The 17,918-nt window shown below is 29.5% G+C and carries 15 protein-coding genes; all 15 read left to right on the top strand.

The annotated features are described in order from the left end of the window. Nucleotides 1-2 precede the first annotated feature (2 nt). Complete coding sequence (locus GPX08_RS16700; RefSeq protein ID WP_156627945.1) at nt 3-434, top strand: PTS fructose transporter subunit IIA; 432 nt, start codon at nt 3-5, stop codon at nt 432-434. Between the two features lie 26 nt (nt 435-460). Continuing rightward, entirely contained in the window at nt 461-1,315 is an 855-nt protein-coding gene (locus tag GPX08_RS16695; protein WP_156627944.1) for a tagatose bisphosphate family class II aldolase, read from the top strand. Nucleotides 1,316-1,338: 23 nt separating this feature from the next. Then, nucleotides 1,339-2,652, top strand: coding sequence for a tagatose-bisphosphate aldolase (locus GPX08_RS16690; RefSeq protein ID WP_156627943.1), 1,314 nt, complete (start codon nt 1,339-1,341; stop codon nt 2,650-2,652). A gap of 671 nt (nt 2,653-3,323) precedes the next feature. Then, nucleotides 3,324-5,030, top strand: a complete 1,707-nt coding sequence (locus GPX08_RS16685) for a HAMP domain-containing protein (RefSeq protein WP_156627942.1) — start codon at nt 3,324-3,326, stop codon at nt 5,028-5,030. A gap of 151 nt (nt 5,031-5,181) precedes the next feature. After that, nucleotides 5,182-6,168: a biotin--[acetyl-CoA-carboxylase] ligase gene (locus tag GPX08_RS16680; RefSeq protein ID WP_156627941.1), complete on the top strand. Its 987-nt coding sequence runs from the start codon at nt 5,182-5,184 to the stop codon at nt 6,166-6,168. Between the two features lie 481 nt (nt 6,169-6,649). Further along, nucleotides 6,650-8,143 (top strand): 4Fe-4S dicluster domain-containing protein, encoded by a 1,494-nt coding sequence (locus GPX08_RS16675; protein WP_156627940.1) that lies wholly within the window; start codon nt 6,650-6,652, stop codon nt 8,141-8,143. 575 nt (nt 8,144-8,718) lie between these two features. Continuing rightward, nucleotides 8,719-9,003 carry a co-chaperone GroES gene (locus GPX08_RS16670; RefSeq protein WP_156627939.1) on the top strand — a complete coding sequence of 95 codons (285 nt, stop codon included), beginning with the start codon at nt 8,719-8,721 and terminating at the stop codon, nt 9,001-9,003. Between the two features lie 14 nt (nt 9,004-9,017). Then, entirely contained in the window at nt 9,018-10,643 is a 1,626-nt protein-coding gene (gene groL / locus GPX08_RS16665) for a chaperonin GroEL (RefSeq protein ID WP_156627938.1), read from the top strand. Nucleotides 10,644-10,899: 256 nt separating this feature from the next. Continuing rightward, on the top strand, nt 10,900-11,289 hold the full coding sequence (locus GPX08_RS16660; RefSeq protein WP_156627937.1) for a hypothetical protein: 390 nt from the start codon (nt 10,900-10,902) through the stop codon (nt 11,287-11,289). A 220-nt stretch (nt 11,290-11,509) separates the two neighbouring features. Next, nucleotides 11,510-12,253: a prepilin peptidase gene (locus tag GPX08_RS16655; protein ID WP_156627936.1), complete on the top strand. Its 744-nt coding sequence runs from the start codon at nt 11,510-11,512 to the stop codon at nt 12,251-12,253. A gap of 121 nt (nt 12,254-12,374) precedes the next feature. Beyond that, entirely contained in the window at nt 12,375-14,066 is a 1,692-nt protein-coding gene (locus tag GPX08_RS16650) for a type II secretion system protein GspE (RefSeq protein WP_156627935.1), read from the top strand. A gap of 16 nt (nt 14,067-14,082) precedes the next feature. After that, nucleotides 14,083-15,285, top strand: a complete 1,203-nt coding sequence (locus GPX08_RS16645; RefSeq protein ID WP_156627934.1) for a type II secretion system F family protein — start codon at nt 14,083-14,085, stop codon at nt 15,283-15,285. A gap of 100 nt (nt 15,286-15,385) precedes the next feature. Next, nucleotides 15,386-15,814, top strand: a complete 429-nt coding sequence (locus GPX08_RS16640; protein ID WP_156627933.1) for a prepilin-type N-terminal cleavage/methylation domain-containing protein — start codon at nt 15,386-15,388, stop codon at nt 15,812-15,814. A gap of 386 nt (nt 15,815-16,200) precedes the next feature. After that, the gene (pilM, locus tag GPX08_RS16635; RefSeq protein ID WP_156627993.1) at nt 16,201-17,358 is read left to right on the top strand and encodes a type IV pilus assembly protein PilM; all 1,158 of its coding nucleotides are present in this window, start codon (nt 16,201-16,203) and stop codon (nt 17,356-17,358) included. Nucleotides 17,359-17,372: 14 nt separating this feature from the next. Continuing rightward, nucleotides 17,373-17,918, top strand: coding sequence for a pilus assembly protein PilN (locus tag GPX08_RS16630; protein WP_156627932.1), 546 nt, complete (start codon nt 17,373-17,375; stop codon nt 17,916-17,918).

Below are 17,918 nucleotides of genomic sequence, written 5' to 3'. Positions count from 1 at the left end.
TTATGGTAGGTATTTTAGTTACAGGACATGGTAACTTTGCAACAGGGATATTGAGTTCTTTAGAGTTAATTGCAGGAAATCAAGAAAAGCTTATAGGGGTAGATTTTACTGCTGATGATAGTGAAAAATCTTTAGAGAAAAAGATAATAGAAGCTATGGATAAACTTGAAGAAGAAATTTTAGTTCTGGCAGATTTGGCAGGTGGTTCACCTTTTAAAGTTTCTGCAATCTTAAGTCAAAAGTTAGAAAATAAAAAAATAGCAGTTATAGCAGGTACAAATTTAGGTATGTTAATTGAAGTATCTTTATGTAGAGGAGATATGAATGTAAAAGAACTAGTTGAATTTGCTATTAATTCTGGAATATGCGCAATAAAAAGTTTTGAAATAAAAGAAAAAACTGAAAATGACTTTGATGAGGAAGACGGAATTTAAAAATTAGATGGGAGTTGAAGAAGGTTATGAAAATAGTATCAACAAGAGACATGTTAATAAAGGCCCAAAGAGAAGGTTATGCTGTACCGGCATTTAATATACACAATCTAGAAACATTACAAGTAGTAGTGGAAACAGCAGCAGAATTAAAATCACCAGTTATTTTAGCAGGAACACCATCAACAGTTAACTATGCTGGTGGAGAATTTATTGTATCAATGGCAGAAGCTGCAGCAGAGAAATATGATATTCCAATTGCAATTCATTTAGATCATTATGAAGAAATAGATGAAATAAAAGAATATATAAAGTTAGGTTTTAAATCAGCGATGATTGATGCCTCGCATAAGACATATGAAGATAATATAGCTACAGTTAAAGAAGTAGTTGATTTTGCTCATAAGTATGATACTACAGTGGAAGCAGAGCTTGGAAGATTAGGTGGACAAGAAGATGATCTAATAGTAGATGAAAAGGACTCAAAATACACTAATCCCAAACAAGCAAAGGAATTTGTTGAAAAAACAGGTATTGATTCTTTAGCAGTTGCAATAGGTACAGCACATGGACTTTATAAGGGTGAAGCTAAGTTAGATTTTGATAGATTAAAAGAAATAAGAGATATGGTAGATATACCTCTAGTTTTACATGGAGCTTCAAATATTCCAGATGAACTTGTAAAAAAGTCTATTTCACTTGGAATATGCAAGGTTAATGTTGCAACAGATTTGAAAATACCATTTTCAGATGCTGTAAAGAAATATTTTAAAGATAATCCAACAGCAAATGACCCTAGAAAGTATATGCAACCAGGAAAAGATGCCATGAAGAAAATAGTTACTCATAAAATTATGGTATGTGGAAGTAATGGGAAAGCTTAAATAATATATAGAGGAGAGGTTATATGCATCCAATAAAAGAAATAGTAGCTAGGTATAAAAAGGGTGAAAAGTCTGGAATATTCTCTGTGTGTTGCTCTAATCAATATGTTATAGAAGCGGCTATGGAAAGACTAATAGATAAGGATATTCCATTACTTGTTGAAGCTACTGCGAATCAAGTAGATCAATTTGGTGGTTATACAGGAATGAAGCCTGTTGACTATGTAAATTATATTTATAATATAGCTGATAAAATAGGATTTCCAAGAGAAAGAATTATCCTAGGGGGAGACCACTTAGGACCGTTGACTTGGACAAATATTGATGCTGATAAAGCTATGGAAAATGCAAAAGTACTAATAGAAGAATATGTTTTAGCTGGATTTACTAAAATTCATATAGATACAAGTATGCCTTTATTAGGCGATATAGAAAATAATATTTTTGGTGATGACATAATTGCAGAAAGAGCAGGAAAGCTTTGTCTGGCTTGTGAAAATGCATATAAGAAATTAAAAGAGAAAAATAAAGATGCAATTCATCCAGTTTACATTATAGGAAGTGAGGTTCCTATTCCAGGTGGAGCTCAAGTAGAAGAAGAGGAAAATGGACCAGTACTTACTAGTGTTAAAAACTTTAAAACAACAGTAGAGACATTTAAGAAAACTTTTAAAAACTATGGGTTAGAAGAAGTTTTTAATGATTATGTTTTAGGTGTAGTAGTACAACCGGGAGTGGAATTTAGCAGTGATTATATTTGGGAGTATAATAGGGAAAAAGCTAGTGAATTAAAGGAAGTATTAAAGGATTATCCTAGTATAGTTTTTGAAGCACATTCAACTGATTATCAAAGGCCTGAATCTTTAAAAGAAATGGTTGAGGATGGATTTATAATTTTAAAGGTTGGACCAGCTCTTACCTTTGGATTTAGAGAAGGTGCATTTGCATTAAATCATATTGAAAATGAAGTATTTAAATATGATTCAAATATCGAATTATCAAACTTCATGGAAATACTAGATTTTTCAATGATAAAGGAACCTAAGGATTGGATACATCATTACTCAGGAAATAGTATTGATGTGAAGATTGAAAGAAAATATAGCTTATCTGATAGAGCAAGGTACTATATGCCTAAAGATGATGTTAATTTTGCCTTGGAGAAATTAATTTCAAATTTAAGTGAAAAAGAAATACCTATTTCAGTAATAAGTCAATATATGCATAATCAATATAAGAAGATAAGAGAAGATAAATTAAAACCACTAGCTTTAGACTTACTAAAGGATAGAATTGGTGAATATATAGATGATTATATCTATGCAATAACAGATTAATTTAAATAATAATTCCCCACTTTTTTGGAGCTGTTTTAGGACAGCTTCTTTTTTATTCTTTAGGAAATTATATTTTTTCAAATCTGTGGATAACTTTATTATGACGATAAAACTCATAGTCCACTAAGTGGATTTTTTTATATGTGAAATATGTTATAGCTTTCATAACTAGGATCAGCTATGATTATTGTTTTACTATAATTAACAGAATCATCTATTATTATTGGTTTACTATTTATAAAAATGGAAACATTACTAATTCTCCTATTTATCTTGTTTCTATAATAAGTATAGAATCTTTCAAATTGCAGATACGTGATAAAACCTCAGAGCTATAGAGAAATTTTAATTTTGCTTTGAGACATGTAGCTATATAAGCTAGTACTAGCTTCATTGATCAATGTCAGAAAAGTTGTGAAATCAGTAATTAAAGAACATTGATAACTATGAGTTAGAAGAAATAAGAATTAATGAATAGTATCATCTTATAGTTTTAATTAATAATATATGAAATTATTTTTATAAGGATGTTTAGTGCTATTTTTAAGGGGAGAATTTCTCAACCTCTTATACATTGTTATAAGGTAATAATGATGATATTATTGAAGTGCTAATTATTGGTATAACTATCAGGGGATAAAGGGGCTTATAGTTTTATAAGGGGGAGAATAATGAGAAGAATAAGAAAAATTTCACATCAACTAGCGTTATCTTTTATATTATTAATCTTATTTATTGTTACAATTTGGGTGGTTGGAATAGTAAGTATTAAATCCATTAACGAAGGCACAGAAGTATTATACTCTGATAATACTTTAGGGATATCAAGTATTTCTAAATTAAGTAATACCCAGCTTGAAATGTATATAAAGATTGAAGATTTATTAAATGCAGAAAGTGAAGATGAGAAATCAGAAATATTAGCTGAATTAGAAACTATACAAAAGAGTAGTTCTGAAGCAGTTAAGTCTTACGAAGAGGGTATAACTAGGGAAGAGGATAGAAGGTTATTTACTGAGTTGGAGAAAAGCCTTGAGGAGTATGAGGTTATAAGGGGACAAGTTATCGGATTGATAAATCAGAATAAGCATACTGAAGCAACAGTTCTAATGCCAACTTACTATAAGTTGATTGATAAGTGTAAATGGAAGATAAATAATCTTATAGATCTTAATAATGAATGGGCAGAAGAAGCCTTAATTAAAAATGAAGATACATATTCATATTCGGTAAAATTAACAAGTGCAATATTAGCACTAGCATCCATAATTGCAATCCTGATTTCAGTTCGTATGACAAGAGGAATAACAGGATCCCTTAATAAGATTCTGGCTCTTGCAAAGAGACTATCAGAATACAATCTTTCAGAAAGAATTGATATTAAATCTAAAAATGAATTTAAATCTATTGGGGATGCCTTGAACGATGCACAGGATAATGTAAAGGAACTTATTAAAATTGTTATAAATGGAGCTGAGGATATAACTGCTTCAAGCGAAGAGTTATCAGCAAGTATAGAAGAAATGACTGCACAGTTTGAAGAAATAAATAATTCTGCTAATGAGATAACAGCTGTGATAAATGAGTCAAGCAACACTGCTGAAGAGTTATACTTATCTATATCAACAGTTAAGTCAAATGTAGTAGTTCTAGCAGATAAAGCTGAAGAGGGGAATGAAAACTCTAAGGCTGTAAAAACTAGAGCAGGAGAGATAAAAGTTGGTACTGAAGGGATAATAGAGAGCACTGCAAGTGTATATGAAAAGGTAGAGGGAGAAATTCTTGCAGCTATTGAAAAGGCAAAGGTAATTAATGATATAGTTATGATGGCAAATACCATTGAGGAAATATCAGAAGAAACTAATCTTTTAGCTCTTAATGCAGCTATAGAAGCTGCTAGGGCAGGGGAGCATGGAAGAGGCTTTACAGTTGTAGCAGAAGAAGTGCGTAACTTGGCTGAGGAATCTAAGAATTCAGTTCACTCTGTAAAGGAAACAATAGGTGATATTCAAAAAGCATTTTTAAGCATTGATGAAACTAGTAGTAAACTACTAGAATTTATTAATGGCGAAATTATGAAGGAGTTTAAGAACTTTGTGAATATAGGCACTCAATATGAAAAAGATGGTGAATTTATTAATAACATGAGTAATGAAATATCAAAGATGAGTAATGAAATAGCCGATATAGTGAAGAATATTAATAATGCTATTAAGAACTTAGTAGATGTTATGACAACTTCCACAACAAGTGTAGCCTTAGTTAAGGATAATATAAATGATGCTACCCAAGCTATAGATCAAATTTCAGTTACAGCCCAAAATCAAGCTGAATTAGCACAACGATTAAGTGTAGTAGTAGACAAGTTTTTAGTATAATTTTCTAAACTAAATGACATTTGTCTTAGGTCGGCTTCTTTTTTATAGATTTATTTATATTGGAATGTTATTCTTAGTTTATATAATATTATTTTTGTTAAACTATGGTATAATAAAAAAATATTAATTTATAAAAAAATAAGGTGGCTTTATGAGTGTAAAAGATAAAACATTAGATGTTTTAGAAAAAAATAGAGGTGAATATATATCTGGAGCTGAATTAGCGAAAGAATTAGATGTTAGTAGGAATGCTATTTGGAAAGCTATAAAATCCTTACAGAGTGAAGGATATAATATTACTGCAATCACTAATAAGGGATATAGTTTATCAGAGGATACAGATATTTTATCGGCTCAAAGTATAACTAAATATTTAGAAAATAAAAAGGACTTTAAAATAGAAGTTTATAAGACTATAGGATCAACTAATGATGTTGTGAAAGAGTTAGCCTTAGAAGGTAAAGAAGAAGGATGTATAATAATTTCAGAAGAACAAACTAAGGGGAAAGGTAGATTTGGTAGGAAATTTCATTCTCCTAAAAATTCAGGAATATATATGAGTATCCTTTTAAGACCTAATTTAATGGCTCAAGATTCGTATCTTATTACTACATCAGCAGCAGTTGCTGTAGCTGAGGCTATAGAAAGCGTTTCTAATGAAGAGGCGAAGATTAAATGGGTAAATGATATTTATATAGATAATAAAAAAGTATCAGGAATACTTACAGAAGCGGCTTTGGATTTTGAAAGTGGATTAATTCAATATGTTGTGCTAGGCATAGGAGTTAATTTAATATCTCCTAAAGAAGGATTCCATGAAGATATTAAGGGTATAGCAACTTCTATATTTAAAGAAGAAGAAAATTTACCTAAGGATATAAGAAGCCTTTTTATAGCGAAAATAATAGATAATTTCTTTAAATACTATCATTCAATAGATGATAAGAAGTTTATAAAGGAATATAAGAAAAGATCTTTATTGATAAATAAAGAAGTAAATATACTATCTAGTAAGGGTGATGAAAAGGCTATTGTGTTAGATATAGATGACTTATGTAGATTAAGAGTTAAATTAGAAGACGGAAATATAAAAGAATTATCTTCAGGTGAAGTAAGTATTAGAATAATGGAAGATTAAGTAAAAATAAATAATGAGTAAAGTGATTTGATTTAAATTACAGTAATAAATTTAGAGAGCTATCTTAGGATGGCTCTATTTTTTTAAATTTAAAAATATGGGCTAATTTATTTTTTAAGCTGTTAATTATCAATTGATAATTATTACCTGCAATTCTTTAGTATTATATAAATTAAATGAATTGAAAAATTATAAAGGAAGTTTGAATAATGTTAATAAAATGCTAATGAGAAAAAGAAATTGTTGATATTTTCTGAAATGTTAAGCGTTAGTACTATGAAAGTTTGTTTAAAAAATAACATAATACTATCAAAAGAATAAAATATATAAACTTAATATTTAGAATAAGACTCTTTAGTAAGCTATTCTTATAATAAAAATTCTAAATAATATTGTTAAAAGTATAGCAATTATAAATTAGAAACCTTATAATTATATATGGGAGATATGTCTAATTTTATTTATACAGGAGGATTTTGGTATGTTTCAATTTGAGACTCAGTTAAAAAAATTAAAACATGATGTATTAACAGAGGTAGCAAAGCTGGCTAAGGATGGGAACTTAACTACTGAAGCTATAGAAAAGATTCCATATGAAATAATTAAAGGGGACACAGCTATGTATAGATGCTGTGTATATAAAGAAAGAGCTATTGTTTTAGAGAGAGCAAAGCTTGCAGCAGGATATTTAGCTAATGGGGATAATATTGAAGATGAATTTGTAGATATTAGAGAAGATGATCAAATTATATATGTAATAGAGGCAGCATGTGATAGATGTCCTATAAATAAATATAGTGTTACAGATTCTTGTAGAAACTGTTTAGCACATAAATGTCATGAAGCATGTAACTTTGGAGCTATAACTTATGTAGCTGGAAGAGCTTATATAAATCAAGAGTTATGTAAAGAATGTGGTATGTGTAAGAAGGCTTGCCCATACGATGCTATTGCTGAAGTTATGAGACCTTGTAAGAGAGTGTGTCCTACAGGAGCTTTAGATATAAGTCCAGATGATAGAAGAGCTATGATAAAAGAAGAAACTTGTGTTAATTGTGGTAGTTGTATGAGTGCTTGTCCGTTCGGAGCTATTTCAGATAAGAGTTTAATAGTACCAGTTGCTAAGAGACTTGCTAGAGGAAGAAAGATGTATGCTGTAGTTGCACCTGCAATAACAGGACAATTTGGACCAAAGATTAGCTATGGAAAAATAAAAAATGCAATCAAGAAACTTGGATTTGAAGATATGATTGAAGCAGCTTGTGGAGCTGATGCAGTAACAGTTCATGAAAGTAAAGAGTTTATAGAAAGAATGGAAAATGGAGATTCATATATGACAAACTCTTGTTGTCCAGGCTTCTTAAGCTATATTGAAAAAATGATGCCATCAGAAGTATCTAAGATTTCAGGAACAGTTTCACCAATGGTAGCTACTGCAAGATATATTAAGCATATGGATCCAGAAGCAAAGGTAGTATTTGTTGGACCTTGTACAGCTAAGAAGAGTGAATCAGTAAGAGAACCAATTAAGGATGCAGTAGATTACGTTTTAACTTTTGAAGAGTTGTTAGCGTTATTCAGTGCTTTTGATATAGAAGTTGAAGAATGTGAAGATGAAGTAGTAGATGATGCTTCAATTTATGGTAGAGGATTTGGAGCACATGGTGGTTTAACAGCTGCTATTGAGAATTATGTAAGAAGCCAAGGGTTAGAAGTAAACTTCAATCCAGTAAAGGTTTCTGGAGGAATTGAAATTAAGAAGGCTATGACTATGGCTAAGATAGGTAAGCTTCAAGGAAACTTTATAGAAGGTATGATGTGTGAAGGTGGATGTATTAATGGTGCAGGTACATTATTGACTCCATTTAAATCTAAGAATACTTTTAATAAGGTGAATTCTCAAGCTACTAGAAAATCTGTAATAGATAATGAAAATATTAGTGAATATGATTCAGTAAATCTTGAAAGACAATAATACAATTAATAATATAGATTTAACAGTTAATAATTGTAGGTGTAATTTCTTTTAAATTATTGAAAATATATTAGTTAAAAAACTCCTTAGTAAACTTGAACTTATCAAGTTTATAAGGAGTTTTTTTTATTATTAAAATATAGATTGATATTTAATAAATGGCAGATATGAAATGGATATATTGAAATAAAGGGATTAATTTACTTATGTTGAATTATAGAATATAGAAATAATTGTTAGCTTGGAGGAATATGATATTAAGTACAGAGTTTCTTTAATATTAGAGTTATAATGGTAGCACCTATATTTTGGATTTTTCTTGGCTATTGTAATATTAGGAAGAATGAAATTAATATTAAACCAATATGATTTATTAAGGAAATAAATAAAACCCTAAGCAAATAGAAAATATTTAATGCAAAATGGCAATATTTATTATATATAGGGTAAAAATAAAAGAGTCACCATTTGAAAAATGCATATTGAAATATTATTATAAAATTATTAGCACTTGATGGTAATGAGTGCTAAAATAGATAGTAATTAATTATATTATATATAGGAGGGATTTTTTTATGAACATTAAACCGTTAGCAGACAGAGTAGTAATAAAAAAATTAGAAGCAGAAGAAACAACTAAGAGTGGAATACTTTTAACTGGATCAGCAAAAGAAAGACCACAAGAAGCAGAAGTAATTGCAGTAGGACCAGGAGCTATAGTTGATGGAAATAGAATAGCTATGGAAGTTAAAATTGGAGACAAAGTACTTTATTCAAAATATGCAGGAACTGAAGTTAAAGTTGATGGTCAAGAATACACTATTTTAAAACAAGATGATATTTTAGCAATAGTTGAGTAAGGGAGGAATTTATTATGGCAAAAATGATTAAATTTAGCGAAGATGCAAGAAGAGCAATGCAAGTTGGTGTTGATACATTAGCAGATACAGTTAAGGTGACATTAGGACCTAAGGGAAGAAATGTAGTTTTAGATAAGAAGTTTGGAGCACCACTTATAACTAATGATGGTGTTTCTATAGCAAGAGAAATAGAACTTGAAGATCCATATGAGAATATGGGAGCTCAATTAGTTAAAGAAGTTGCAACTAAGACTAATGATGTTGCAGGTGATGGAACTACTACAGCAACTCTTTTAGCTCAAGCAATAATTAGAGAAGGACTAAAGAATGTTACAGCTGGAGCGAACCCAATCTTAATTAGAAATGGTATTAAGATGGCTGTAGATAAGGCTGTTGAAGAAATTAAGAATATTTCTAAGCCTGTAAATGGTAAGGAAGATATAGCAAGAGTTGCAGCTATTTCAGCAGCTGATGAAGAAGTAGGTAAGTTAATATCTGATGCTATGGAAAAGGTAGGTAATGAAGGTGTTATTACTGTAGAAGAATCTAAGTCAATGGGTACTGAATTAGATGTAGTTGAAGGTATGCAATTTGATAGAGGATATGTATCAGCTTATATGGTAACAGATACAGAAAAAATGGAAGCTGTTTTAGACAATCCATTAATATTAATTGCTGATAAGAAGATTTCAAATATACAAGAATTACTTCCAATATTAGAACAAATAGTTCAACAAGGTAAGAAGCTACTTATTATAGCTGAAGATGTTGAAGGAGATGCTATGACTACATTAGTAGTTAATAAGCTTAGAGGAACTTTCACATGTGTAGCTGTAAAGGCACCAGGCTTTGGTGATAGAAGAAAAGAAATGCTACAAGATATAGCTATCTTAACAGGTGGTACTGTTATATCAGAAGAGCTTGGCATAGACATAAAGGAAGTAACTTTAGATATGCTTGGACAATGTGAAAGCATAAAAGTTACTAAGGAAAATACTACTATAGTTAATGGAAAAGGAAATAGCGAAGCTATAAAGGAAAGAGTTCAACAAATTAGAGCTCAAATAGAAGAAACTTCTTCTGAATTCGATAAAGAAAAGTTAACAGAAAGATTAGCTAAACTTGCTGGTGGTGTAGCTGTAATTAAGGTTGGAGCTGCAACAGAAACTGAATTAAAAGAAAAGAAATTAAGAATAGAAGATGCTTTAGCAGCTACTAAGGCAGCTGTTGAAGAAGGAATAGTTCCAGGTGGCGGATCTGCATATGTAAATATAATTAACGAAGTATCTAAGGTAACTTCTGATATTCCTGATACTCAAGTAGGTATTAATATTATTGTAAGATCACTAGAAGAGCCAATGAGACAAATAGCTACTAATGCAGGACTTGAAGGTTCAGTAATAATTGAACATGTTAAGGGAGAAGATGCTGGATTTGGATATGATGCCTTAAAGGGTGAATATACTAATATGATTAAAGCTGGTATAGTTGATCCAACTAAGGTTACTAGATCAGCACTTCAAAACGCTGCATCAGTTGCCTCAACATTCTTAACTACTGAAGCTGCAGTAGTAGATATTCCTCAAAAGGAAGCTGCTATGCCAGGAGCACCAGGAATGGGAATGGATGGAATGTACTAGGCGCTGTCGCGCAATGAAGAATTAAGAATGAAGAATTAATGACAAAACTCCTTATGGAGTTTTAAAAAGAAATTAGTTTTAGTAATTCTTTAAAAATTACATCAATAATTCTTTATAGTTAATTTTATTAGATAAAGCAGAAGCCTCATTATTTTGTAATTGATATAAATCCTTTTCTAAATTATAATAAGTTAGTGAAAGATTTATTCTTTTATTAAGAAATATTAACTACAAGGTTTAGCCTGGGAGGAAAAGGATGGTTTCAAAGAAAAAAAGAAAAGTCACTAGGCTTGAGAAGATTATAATTACATTAGGCTCAATAATTATTTTAACTATTATGGTAATATCATTTAGAGGATATTTAAAAGATTATAAAAAATCTTTAGTTAGAGATGCAGCTAGAGAATTAGTATTAGCTGTAGAAAAAGCTGAGATAAATTATGATGTTGAATTTAGTGAGGATGAAACTATAGTAGATTTTAAACTTCAAGGAAATAAGGGCAATATTATAGAAGAATATATTGAAGATTCAAGTATATTAAATAAGATTGAAGCCTTAAAGATTGAAGATGCAAGAAAAATAATTGATGAAAAAGTTAATTTTGAAATAAATAACGAAGGAAAATTTGTAAAAATATTAGAATAAGAAATTATTAAAACTCTCCATTATTTAAAAAAATTAAATAATGGAGAGTTTATTTTTTTCTTAAAAAATCTTTTTAAGAAATTTCAATATAATAACATTATTAGAAGGAAATTTCTATTGAGTGTAGAAATATATAAATAGGACCAAAGTCACAGTGACAATAGTGACTTAATAATTGCCAATGATTAGCTGTTAATTATTGATAATAAATGGGGGTAATATGTTTTTATTAGTAGTAATAATTGGATTATGTATAGGAAGTTTTTTGAATGTAGTTATTTATAGAGTACCAAGAGAAGAATCAATAGCATATCCACCATCACATTGTACTAATTGTGGGTATAAGTTAAGAACCTTAGATTTAATACCTATATTGAGTTACCTATTTCTAAAGGGACGTTGCAGAAACTGTAGAGAAAAAATATCAATACAATATCCACTAATAGAATTGTTAAATGGTGTTATGTATTTATTATTATATTTAAAGTTTAATATATCGATAGAATTTTTATTCTATGCAATATTAGCTTCTTCTTTAATAGTAATTTCAGTAATTGATCTAGAAACAAAAGAAGTATATTCTTCAATAAGTATTTTCGTATTAGTTATAGCTATATTATATTTATTGTCTGGGAAATATTTTGGAGATATTAGTCTAATTAATAACTTATTAGGTGGAATTGTTGGATATGGACTTATATTTATAATAGCTTATTTTGGAGGCATGGGAGATGGTGATCCAGATATAGCAGGGATATGTGGACTTTTTGTCGGAATGAAAGGGATTTTAGTATCCTTATTTATTGCTATAGTTGTTGGAGGAATAGTAGCTTCTTATAAGCTTTTTATAAAAAAGCAAAGAAAAGCCGAAATGGCTTTTACACCATATATAGCTGTAGGAACTATTATGTGGATATTAATAGGAAAAGAATTATTGACATTTTATTTGGAGATTTTTTTATAAAAAATTAATTGAATTAAAATTGAAATTATGGTTGAAATATCAAATTATATAGATTAAGATATAATAGAGTTTTGAATTGGTTAAAAAAGGAAATTATTTTAGTAAGCTTAGGGGTGAGTAAATGGTAAGGGGACACAAGAAAAAACTAGGGGACATACTAGTTACAGCTGGTAAAATAACCCCATATCAGCTTCAAAATGCATTAAGGACTCAGAAGGTAATAGGTAAAAAACTGGGAACAGTTTTGATAGAAAGTGGAATAGTTACTGAAGAGGACATAATAGAAGCTGTTGAAGAACAAACGGGAATAGAAAGAGTAGATTTAAATAATTTAAATTTTGATAAAAGAGCTATAAAAATAGTTCCCCAAAGCCTTTGCAATAAGTATAACTTAATAGCTTTTGGCTTTGAAGAAGATAAGATAAAAGTAGCTCTAGAAGATCCACTTAATATTTTTGCAATAGATGATGTATATATATCAACAGGACTTAAAGTAAAGACCTATATTGCACCAAAAAGTGATATCTATAAGTTTGTTCAAATCAATTATAGCACTGAAGAAGTAAATAAGGCAGCTGAAGAATTATTAAAAGAAAGCTTAGAATCTAAAAATATTGAAGTAGATGTAGAAGAAATTGATGATGTCAAGAATGCACCAGTAGTTAAGATGATAGAATATCTTTTTAAGAATTCTATTGAAATGAGGGCTTCAGATATACATATTGAACCTTATGAAAACGAAATAAGGATTAGATATAGAATAGATGGAAGGCTTACTACTGTAAATACCTTAGGTATAGAAAGTTTAGCACCCTTAGTAACTAGAATTAAGATTTTAGCTAATTTAAATATAGCTGAAAGAAGATTACCTCAAGATGGAAGAATAATAACTAAAATAGGGAAAGAAGACGTAGATCTGAGAGTTTCTATACTTCCAATAGTAACGGGTGAAAAGGTAGTTATAAGAATATTAAAAAGAGAGAGTTATAAACTTGGTAAGGAAGGGCTGGGAATAAGTGAGGACAACCTTAAAAAGTTAAATAATATTATCTCAAGTCCAAATGGAATAGTACTAGTTACAGGGCCTACAGGTAGTGGTAAATCTACTACTTTATATACTATTTTAAGTGAATTAAATACAAGCGATGTAAATATAGTTACTGTAGAAGATCCAGTTGAATACACTTTAAATGGAGTAAATCAAGTTAATGTAAATTCTAAGGCAGGATTAACTTTTGCAGGTGGTCTTAGAAGTATTTTAAGACAAGACCCTGATATTGTTATGATAGGGGAAATTAGAGATGAAGAAACAGCATCAATAGCTATTAAATCAGCTATTACTGGTCACTTAGTTTTAAGTACGCTTCATACTAATGATGCTCCTTCAACTATAACTAGACTTTTAGATATGGGTATAGAACCTTATTTAGTAGCAACTTCAATTTCAGGAATTATAGCTCAGAGGTTAGTAAGAAGAATTTGCAATAATTGCAAAGAAGAATATATAGCTTCAGAGTATGAAAAATCAATATTTAATATTGATAAGAATGAAGAATTAAAGCTTTATAGGGGAAAGGGATGTGGACATTGTAACCATAGTGGATATACCGGAAGAATTGGTATTTATGAGATTATGGAAATAACAAGAGAGCATAGAAATGCAATTAATGAAACTAAGGACTCTAATATATTGCAAGATATTTCTATAAAGCATGGAATGAAGACCTTAGCAGAAGGATGTAAGGAGCTAGTTTTAAATGGAACTACAACTATAGAAGAACTTGCAACTATAACTTTATTAAAAGAGGTATAAGGGGAGATTTAATGCAGTGAAAAGTTTTAAATATAGGGCTATGAAAGGTGATGGAACTAAGGTTGAAGGTAGGTTTGAGGGAGAAAGTAGAGAAGAAGTTATTAATATGATAACTTCAAATGGATACTATCCTTTAAAAATCGAGGAGATAATTGAGAGTCAAAAGATAGAATTTAATCTATTTGGTAAGATTACAACTAAGGATTTAGCTATATTTTGTAGACAGTTTTATACCATGCTAGAAGCTGGTGTTTCTATTGTTAGCTGTCTAGATATCTTATCAGCAGAAATATCTAATAAAAAATTAAGGGAAGTTATAATAGAAGTAACAGAAGATGTTAAAAAAGGTGATACCTTATCTGGTTCTATGGCAAAGTATCCTAAGGTTTTCCCTCAGATATTAGTAAAGATGGTTGAGTCAGGTGAAGTAGCAGGTAATATAGATGAAATGATGAAGAGGCTTTCTATTCACTTTGAAAAGGAATATAAGCTTAATAATAAGATTAAATCTTCAATGATATATCCAGCTGTATTAAGTGTAGTTGCAGTAGCAGCTGTAATATTTATTATGACATTTGTAATGCCTACATTTATTCAAATGTTTGAAGGAGAGGGAATAGAGCTTCCTTTAATAACAAAAGTATTAATAAGTGTAAGTAAGTTTATGAGTAGTAATTGGATTCTATTATTTATAATTTTAATTGCAATAATTATAGGATTTAATATATATAGAAAAACTCCAGCAGGTTATGCAAGCCTTAGTAGATTAAAGCTCAGTCTTCCTGTGTTAGGAAAGCTAAATCAAAAGATAATAGTTTCAAGATATACTAGAACATTATCTACTTTATTATCAGCAGGTGTATCTTTAGTACATGCACTACCAACGGTAGCTGGAGTAGTTGGTAATAAGGTGGCAGAAGAAACTATTATGAGAACTAGAGAAAAGGTAGTAAGAGGAGATTCTTTAAGTTCAACTATATTTGAAGAAAAGATATTTCCTACTATGCTAGCTTCAATGGTAAAAATAGGTGAAGAATCAGGAGCCTTGGATGATTTATTAAATAAAACTGCTGATTTCTATGATGATGAAGTGGAACAAGCAATTCAAACTTCTACTGCATTAATAGAGCCTATACTGATAGTATTTATGGGAGTAACTATAGGGATTATAGTAATTTCTATTATGCTACCAATGTTCGATTTATATACTCAAATATAATTGGTTGAGAGTTAAAATTTAATTCTAAATTTTCAACTATAACTTAAAAAGTTTATATTTTAAAATTAATATAAAAACAGAAAAAGAAAGGGGAATTTTTATGTTAAAAAATTTAAAGAACAAAAAGAAAAAGAGAGGATTTACTTTAATTGAGTTAATTATAGTTATAGCAATTATAGCTATATTAGCAGTAATTGCAATTCCTAAGTTTGTTGATGTTAGGGATAAGGCAGCTAGACAAACAGATATAGCGAATGCTAAAACTATAGCAAATGCTGCAGCTACTCTATATGCAAATGGAGATATTAGTAATGATGCAGATGGAGATAAAGTAAGTTCATCTTCAACAGGAATTGGTAAAACTATTTCAGATTATTTACAAACTGATCCTAAAACAGAAGCAGTTTATACTAATGCAACTAAAGGAAGTAACTTTTATATAGTAATTGATGGTGGGGATATTGAAGTACATGCAGGTTCAGCGACTGGTGAAGAATTATATCCAGAACCAGCTTCTCCTACAAATTAGTTAACTGAAGCAAAATGCAGATATCATCTGCATTTTGCATAACAATTATTAAGAAAATTACTACAGAAACTCATGCATAGCTTGAGTTTCTAATTAATTAATATGACTTTAAATGAAAAAATTAAATTTAAATAAGTATCTACAAAGGTAATTTGTAGTTAAAGGGAAACTATAGATTATAAAAAACTTAAAGAGAAGTTCAACTAAATTGAATTCTAAAATAATTGTCAGTTATAAGTTATTAATTGAGAAGCAATAAAAAAGAAATTCAATCCACTGAATTTCAACAACAATTGTTAACTGTTAATTGCTAATTGTAAAACGGGGGTGATTTTTTGGCTAATGAAAAGATTAAGCTTGGAAGTAAGCTTAAAGACTTAGGTAGTATGGATATAAAAGACATAGGAAAATTATTTAAGAAAAATAAAGATACTAATAATGAAAATACTACTGTATCTTATGGTGGGAATTCATCTTCAAAGAAGCCTAAGAAGCTTGAAAAAGCGAGGCTTGTCTTATCAATAGATATGGGAAGCAACTCAATAAAGGCAGTAGAAGGTAAGCTTCAAAAAGGAGTAATTAATGTTACTAAACTTGCTGAAGTATTATTACCTGAAGGGGCTATTGCTGATGGGAAAATATTAAATTTTGAATTAGTAGTAAATGCTTTAGAAAGATTAATTAAAGAAAATTCTATTAAAGCAAGGGATGTAATTATAACTACAAATTCTTCTTCTATTATTAACAGAGATATATTAATTCCTGCAGTACAAGAAGAAGAAATGGATACAGTGGTTAGGTATGAAATACAACAATATTTACCTATTAATCTTGATGATTATATAGTTCAATTTGTTGTTTTAGATGAAATTGTAGATGATGAAGGTGTGAAGCTTAAAGTGAATGTTACAGCATTCCCAGAGAGAGTTGCACTTAGTTATTATAATTTAATTAATGCTTTAGATCTAGATCCTTATGCCCTAGATGTTAGTTATAATGCAATAAATAAACTTGCAAACCTTGGTGAATATACTCAAAAGGATGGAGGATTAATAGGAGGTCCTGTTGCTTTTGTTGATATGGGAGCCGCCTCTATAAATGTTTCAATATTTAAAAATAACAAATTAGATTTTACTAGAATGATAAAAATGGGTGGAGACAATATATTATATGCCCTAAGCGAAAGATTAAATATGTCAATAAAATCAACAGAATTTATTAAATTTAAAGATATAGACCTATTATCTGAAGATGAAGAAAATACTAAAAATAAAGTAGTCCAAGGTGTAGTGAACGAATTATTAGAAGAATTAGAAAGAATTATTCAGTTCTATAACAATAGAGCTAGTTCAAAAATAGATAAGATATATATTTATGGTGGAATTTCTAATTTAAGAAACATAAATTTATTTTTAGAAGAAAAATTGAATACAAGAATTCAAAGAATTGAAGATATAAAAAATGTTAACCTAGGTAATAACGTTTTAATGAATAGGGACTTAAGCCTATATTTAAATGCTATAGGTGCAATTATTAGATTATAAGGGGAGGCAATAGGATGATGGATTTGAATTTCTTTGCACCTTATCAGGGGCAAAAGAAGGAACAACATAACAAAAATATTTATGTCTACTCCATTGCAGCCTTTTTATCTGTAGCTATTGTAGGAAGTTTTGCTTGGAATACAAGTCGTATTATTTTACTAAATAGTAAAATAAAAGATTATAACGCAAAGCTAGAAGATCCAATAGTTAAGGAAAAGCTTGTAACTTGGGAAGACATAAGTAGAAAGACAGATATTTTATCAAGGTATAATGACGGATTAGTAGAAATAAATAATGCGTTAGGTACTAGAGAGGTGGTAAGTACTGAGCTCCTAAATAAGCTAAGTGCATGTCTACCTTCACAAGTAACTTTTAATAGTATAAGTATAGATAGTAAACAAATTTCAATACAAGCTGTTTCCAGTAGCAGACCTGCTATAGGAGAACTAGAAAACAATTTAAGAAAGCTAGATAATATACAAGATGTTTATATAGGTGGTATTTCAGGAACTGAAAGTTATACATTTGATATAAAATGCGTTTTAAAGGATGTTAATTGA

This window comes from Clostridium tertium, assembly GCF_902652255.1.
In the GTDB taxonomy this organism is placed as follows: Bacteria; Bacillota; Clostridia; order Clostridiales; family Clostridiaceae; genus Clostridium; species Clostridium tertium_A.
This window is presented reverse-complemented; position numbering and strand designations above follow the sequence as displayed.

Coding starts and splice junctions, on each gene's coding strand:
- GPX08_RS16695 (WP_156627944.1), top strand. CDS start 461: ATGAAAATAGTATCAACAAGAGACATGTTAATAAAGGCCCAAAGAGAA.
- groL (WP_156627938.1), top strand. CDS start 9,018: ATGGCAAAAATGATTAAATTTAGCGAAGATGCAAGAAGAGCAATGCAA.
- GPX08_RS16650 (WP_156627935.1), top strand. CDS start 12,375: ATGGTAAGGGGACACAAGAAAAAACTAGGGGACATACTAGTTACAGCT.
- GPX08_RS16685 (WP_156627942.1), top strand. CDS start 3,324: ATGAGAAGAATAAGAAAAATTTCACATCAACTAGCGTTATCTTTTATA.
- pilM (WP_156627993.1), top strand. CDS start 16,201: ATGGATATAAAAGACATAGGAAAATTATTTAAGAAAAATAAAGATACT.
- GPX08_RS16675 (WP_156627940.1), top strand. CDS start 6,650: ATGTTTCAATTTGAGACTCAGTTAAAAAAATTAAAACATGATGTATTA.
- GPX08_RS16700 (WP_156627945.1), top strand. CDS start 3: ATGGTAGGTATTTTAGTTACAGGACATGGTAACTTTGCAACAGGGATA.
- GPX08_RS16670 (WP_156627939.1), top strand. CDS start 8,719: ATGAACATTAAACCGTTAGCAGACAGAGTAGTAATAAAAAAATTAGAA.
- GPX08_RS16680 (WP_156627941.1), top strand. CDS start 5,182: ATGAGTGTAAAAGATAAAACATTAGATGTTTTAGAAAAAAATAGAGGT.
- GPX08_RS16660 (WP_156627937.1), top strand. CDS start 10,900: ATGGTTTCAAAGAAAAAAAGAAAAGTCACTAGGCTTGAGAAGATTATA.
- GPX08_RS16690 (WP_156627943.1), top strand. CDS start 1,339: ATGCATCCAATAAAAGAAATAGTAGCTAGGTATAAAAAGGGTGAAAAG.
- GPX08_RS16640 (WP_156627933.1), top strand. CDS start 15,386: ATGTTAAAAAATTTAAAGAACAAAAAGAAAAAGAGAGGATTTACTTTA.
- GPX08_RS16630 (WP_156627932.1), top strand. CDS start 17,373: ATGATGGATTTGAATTTCTTTGCACCTTATCAGGGGCAAAAGAAGGAA.
- GPX08_RS16655 (WP_156627936.1), top strand. CDS start 11,510: ATGTTTTTATTAGTAGTAATAATTGGATTATGTATAGGAAGTTTTTTG.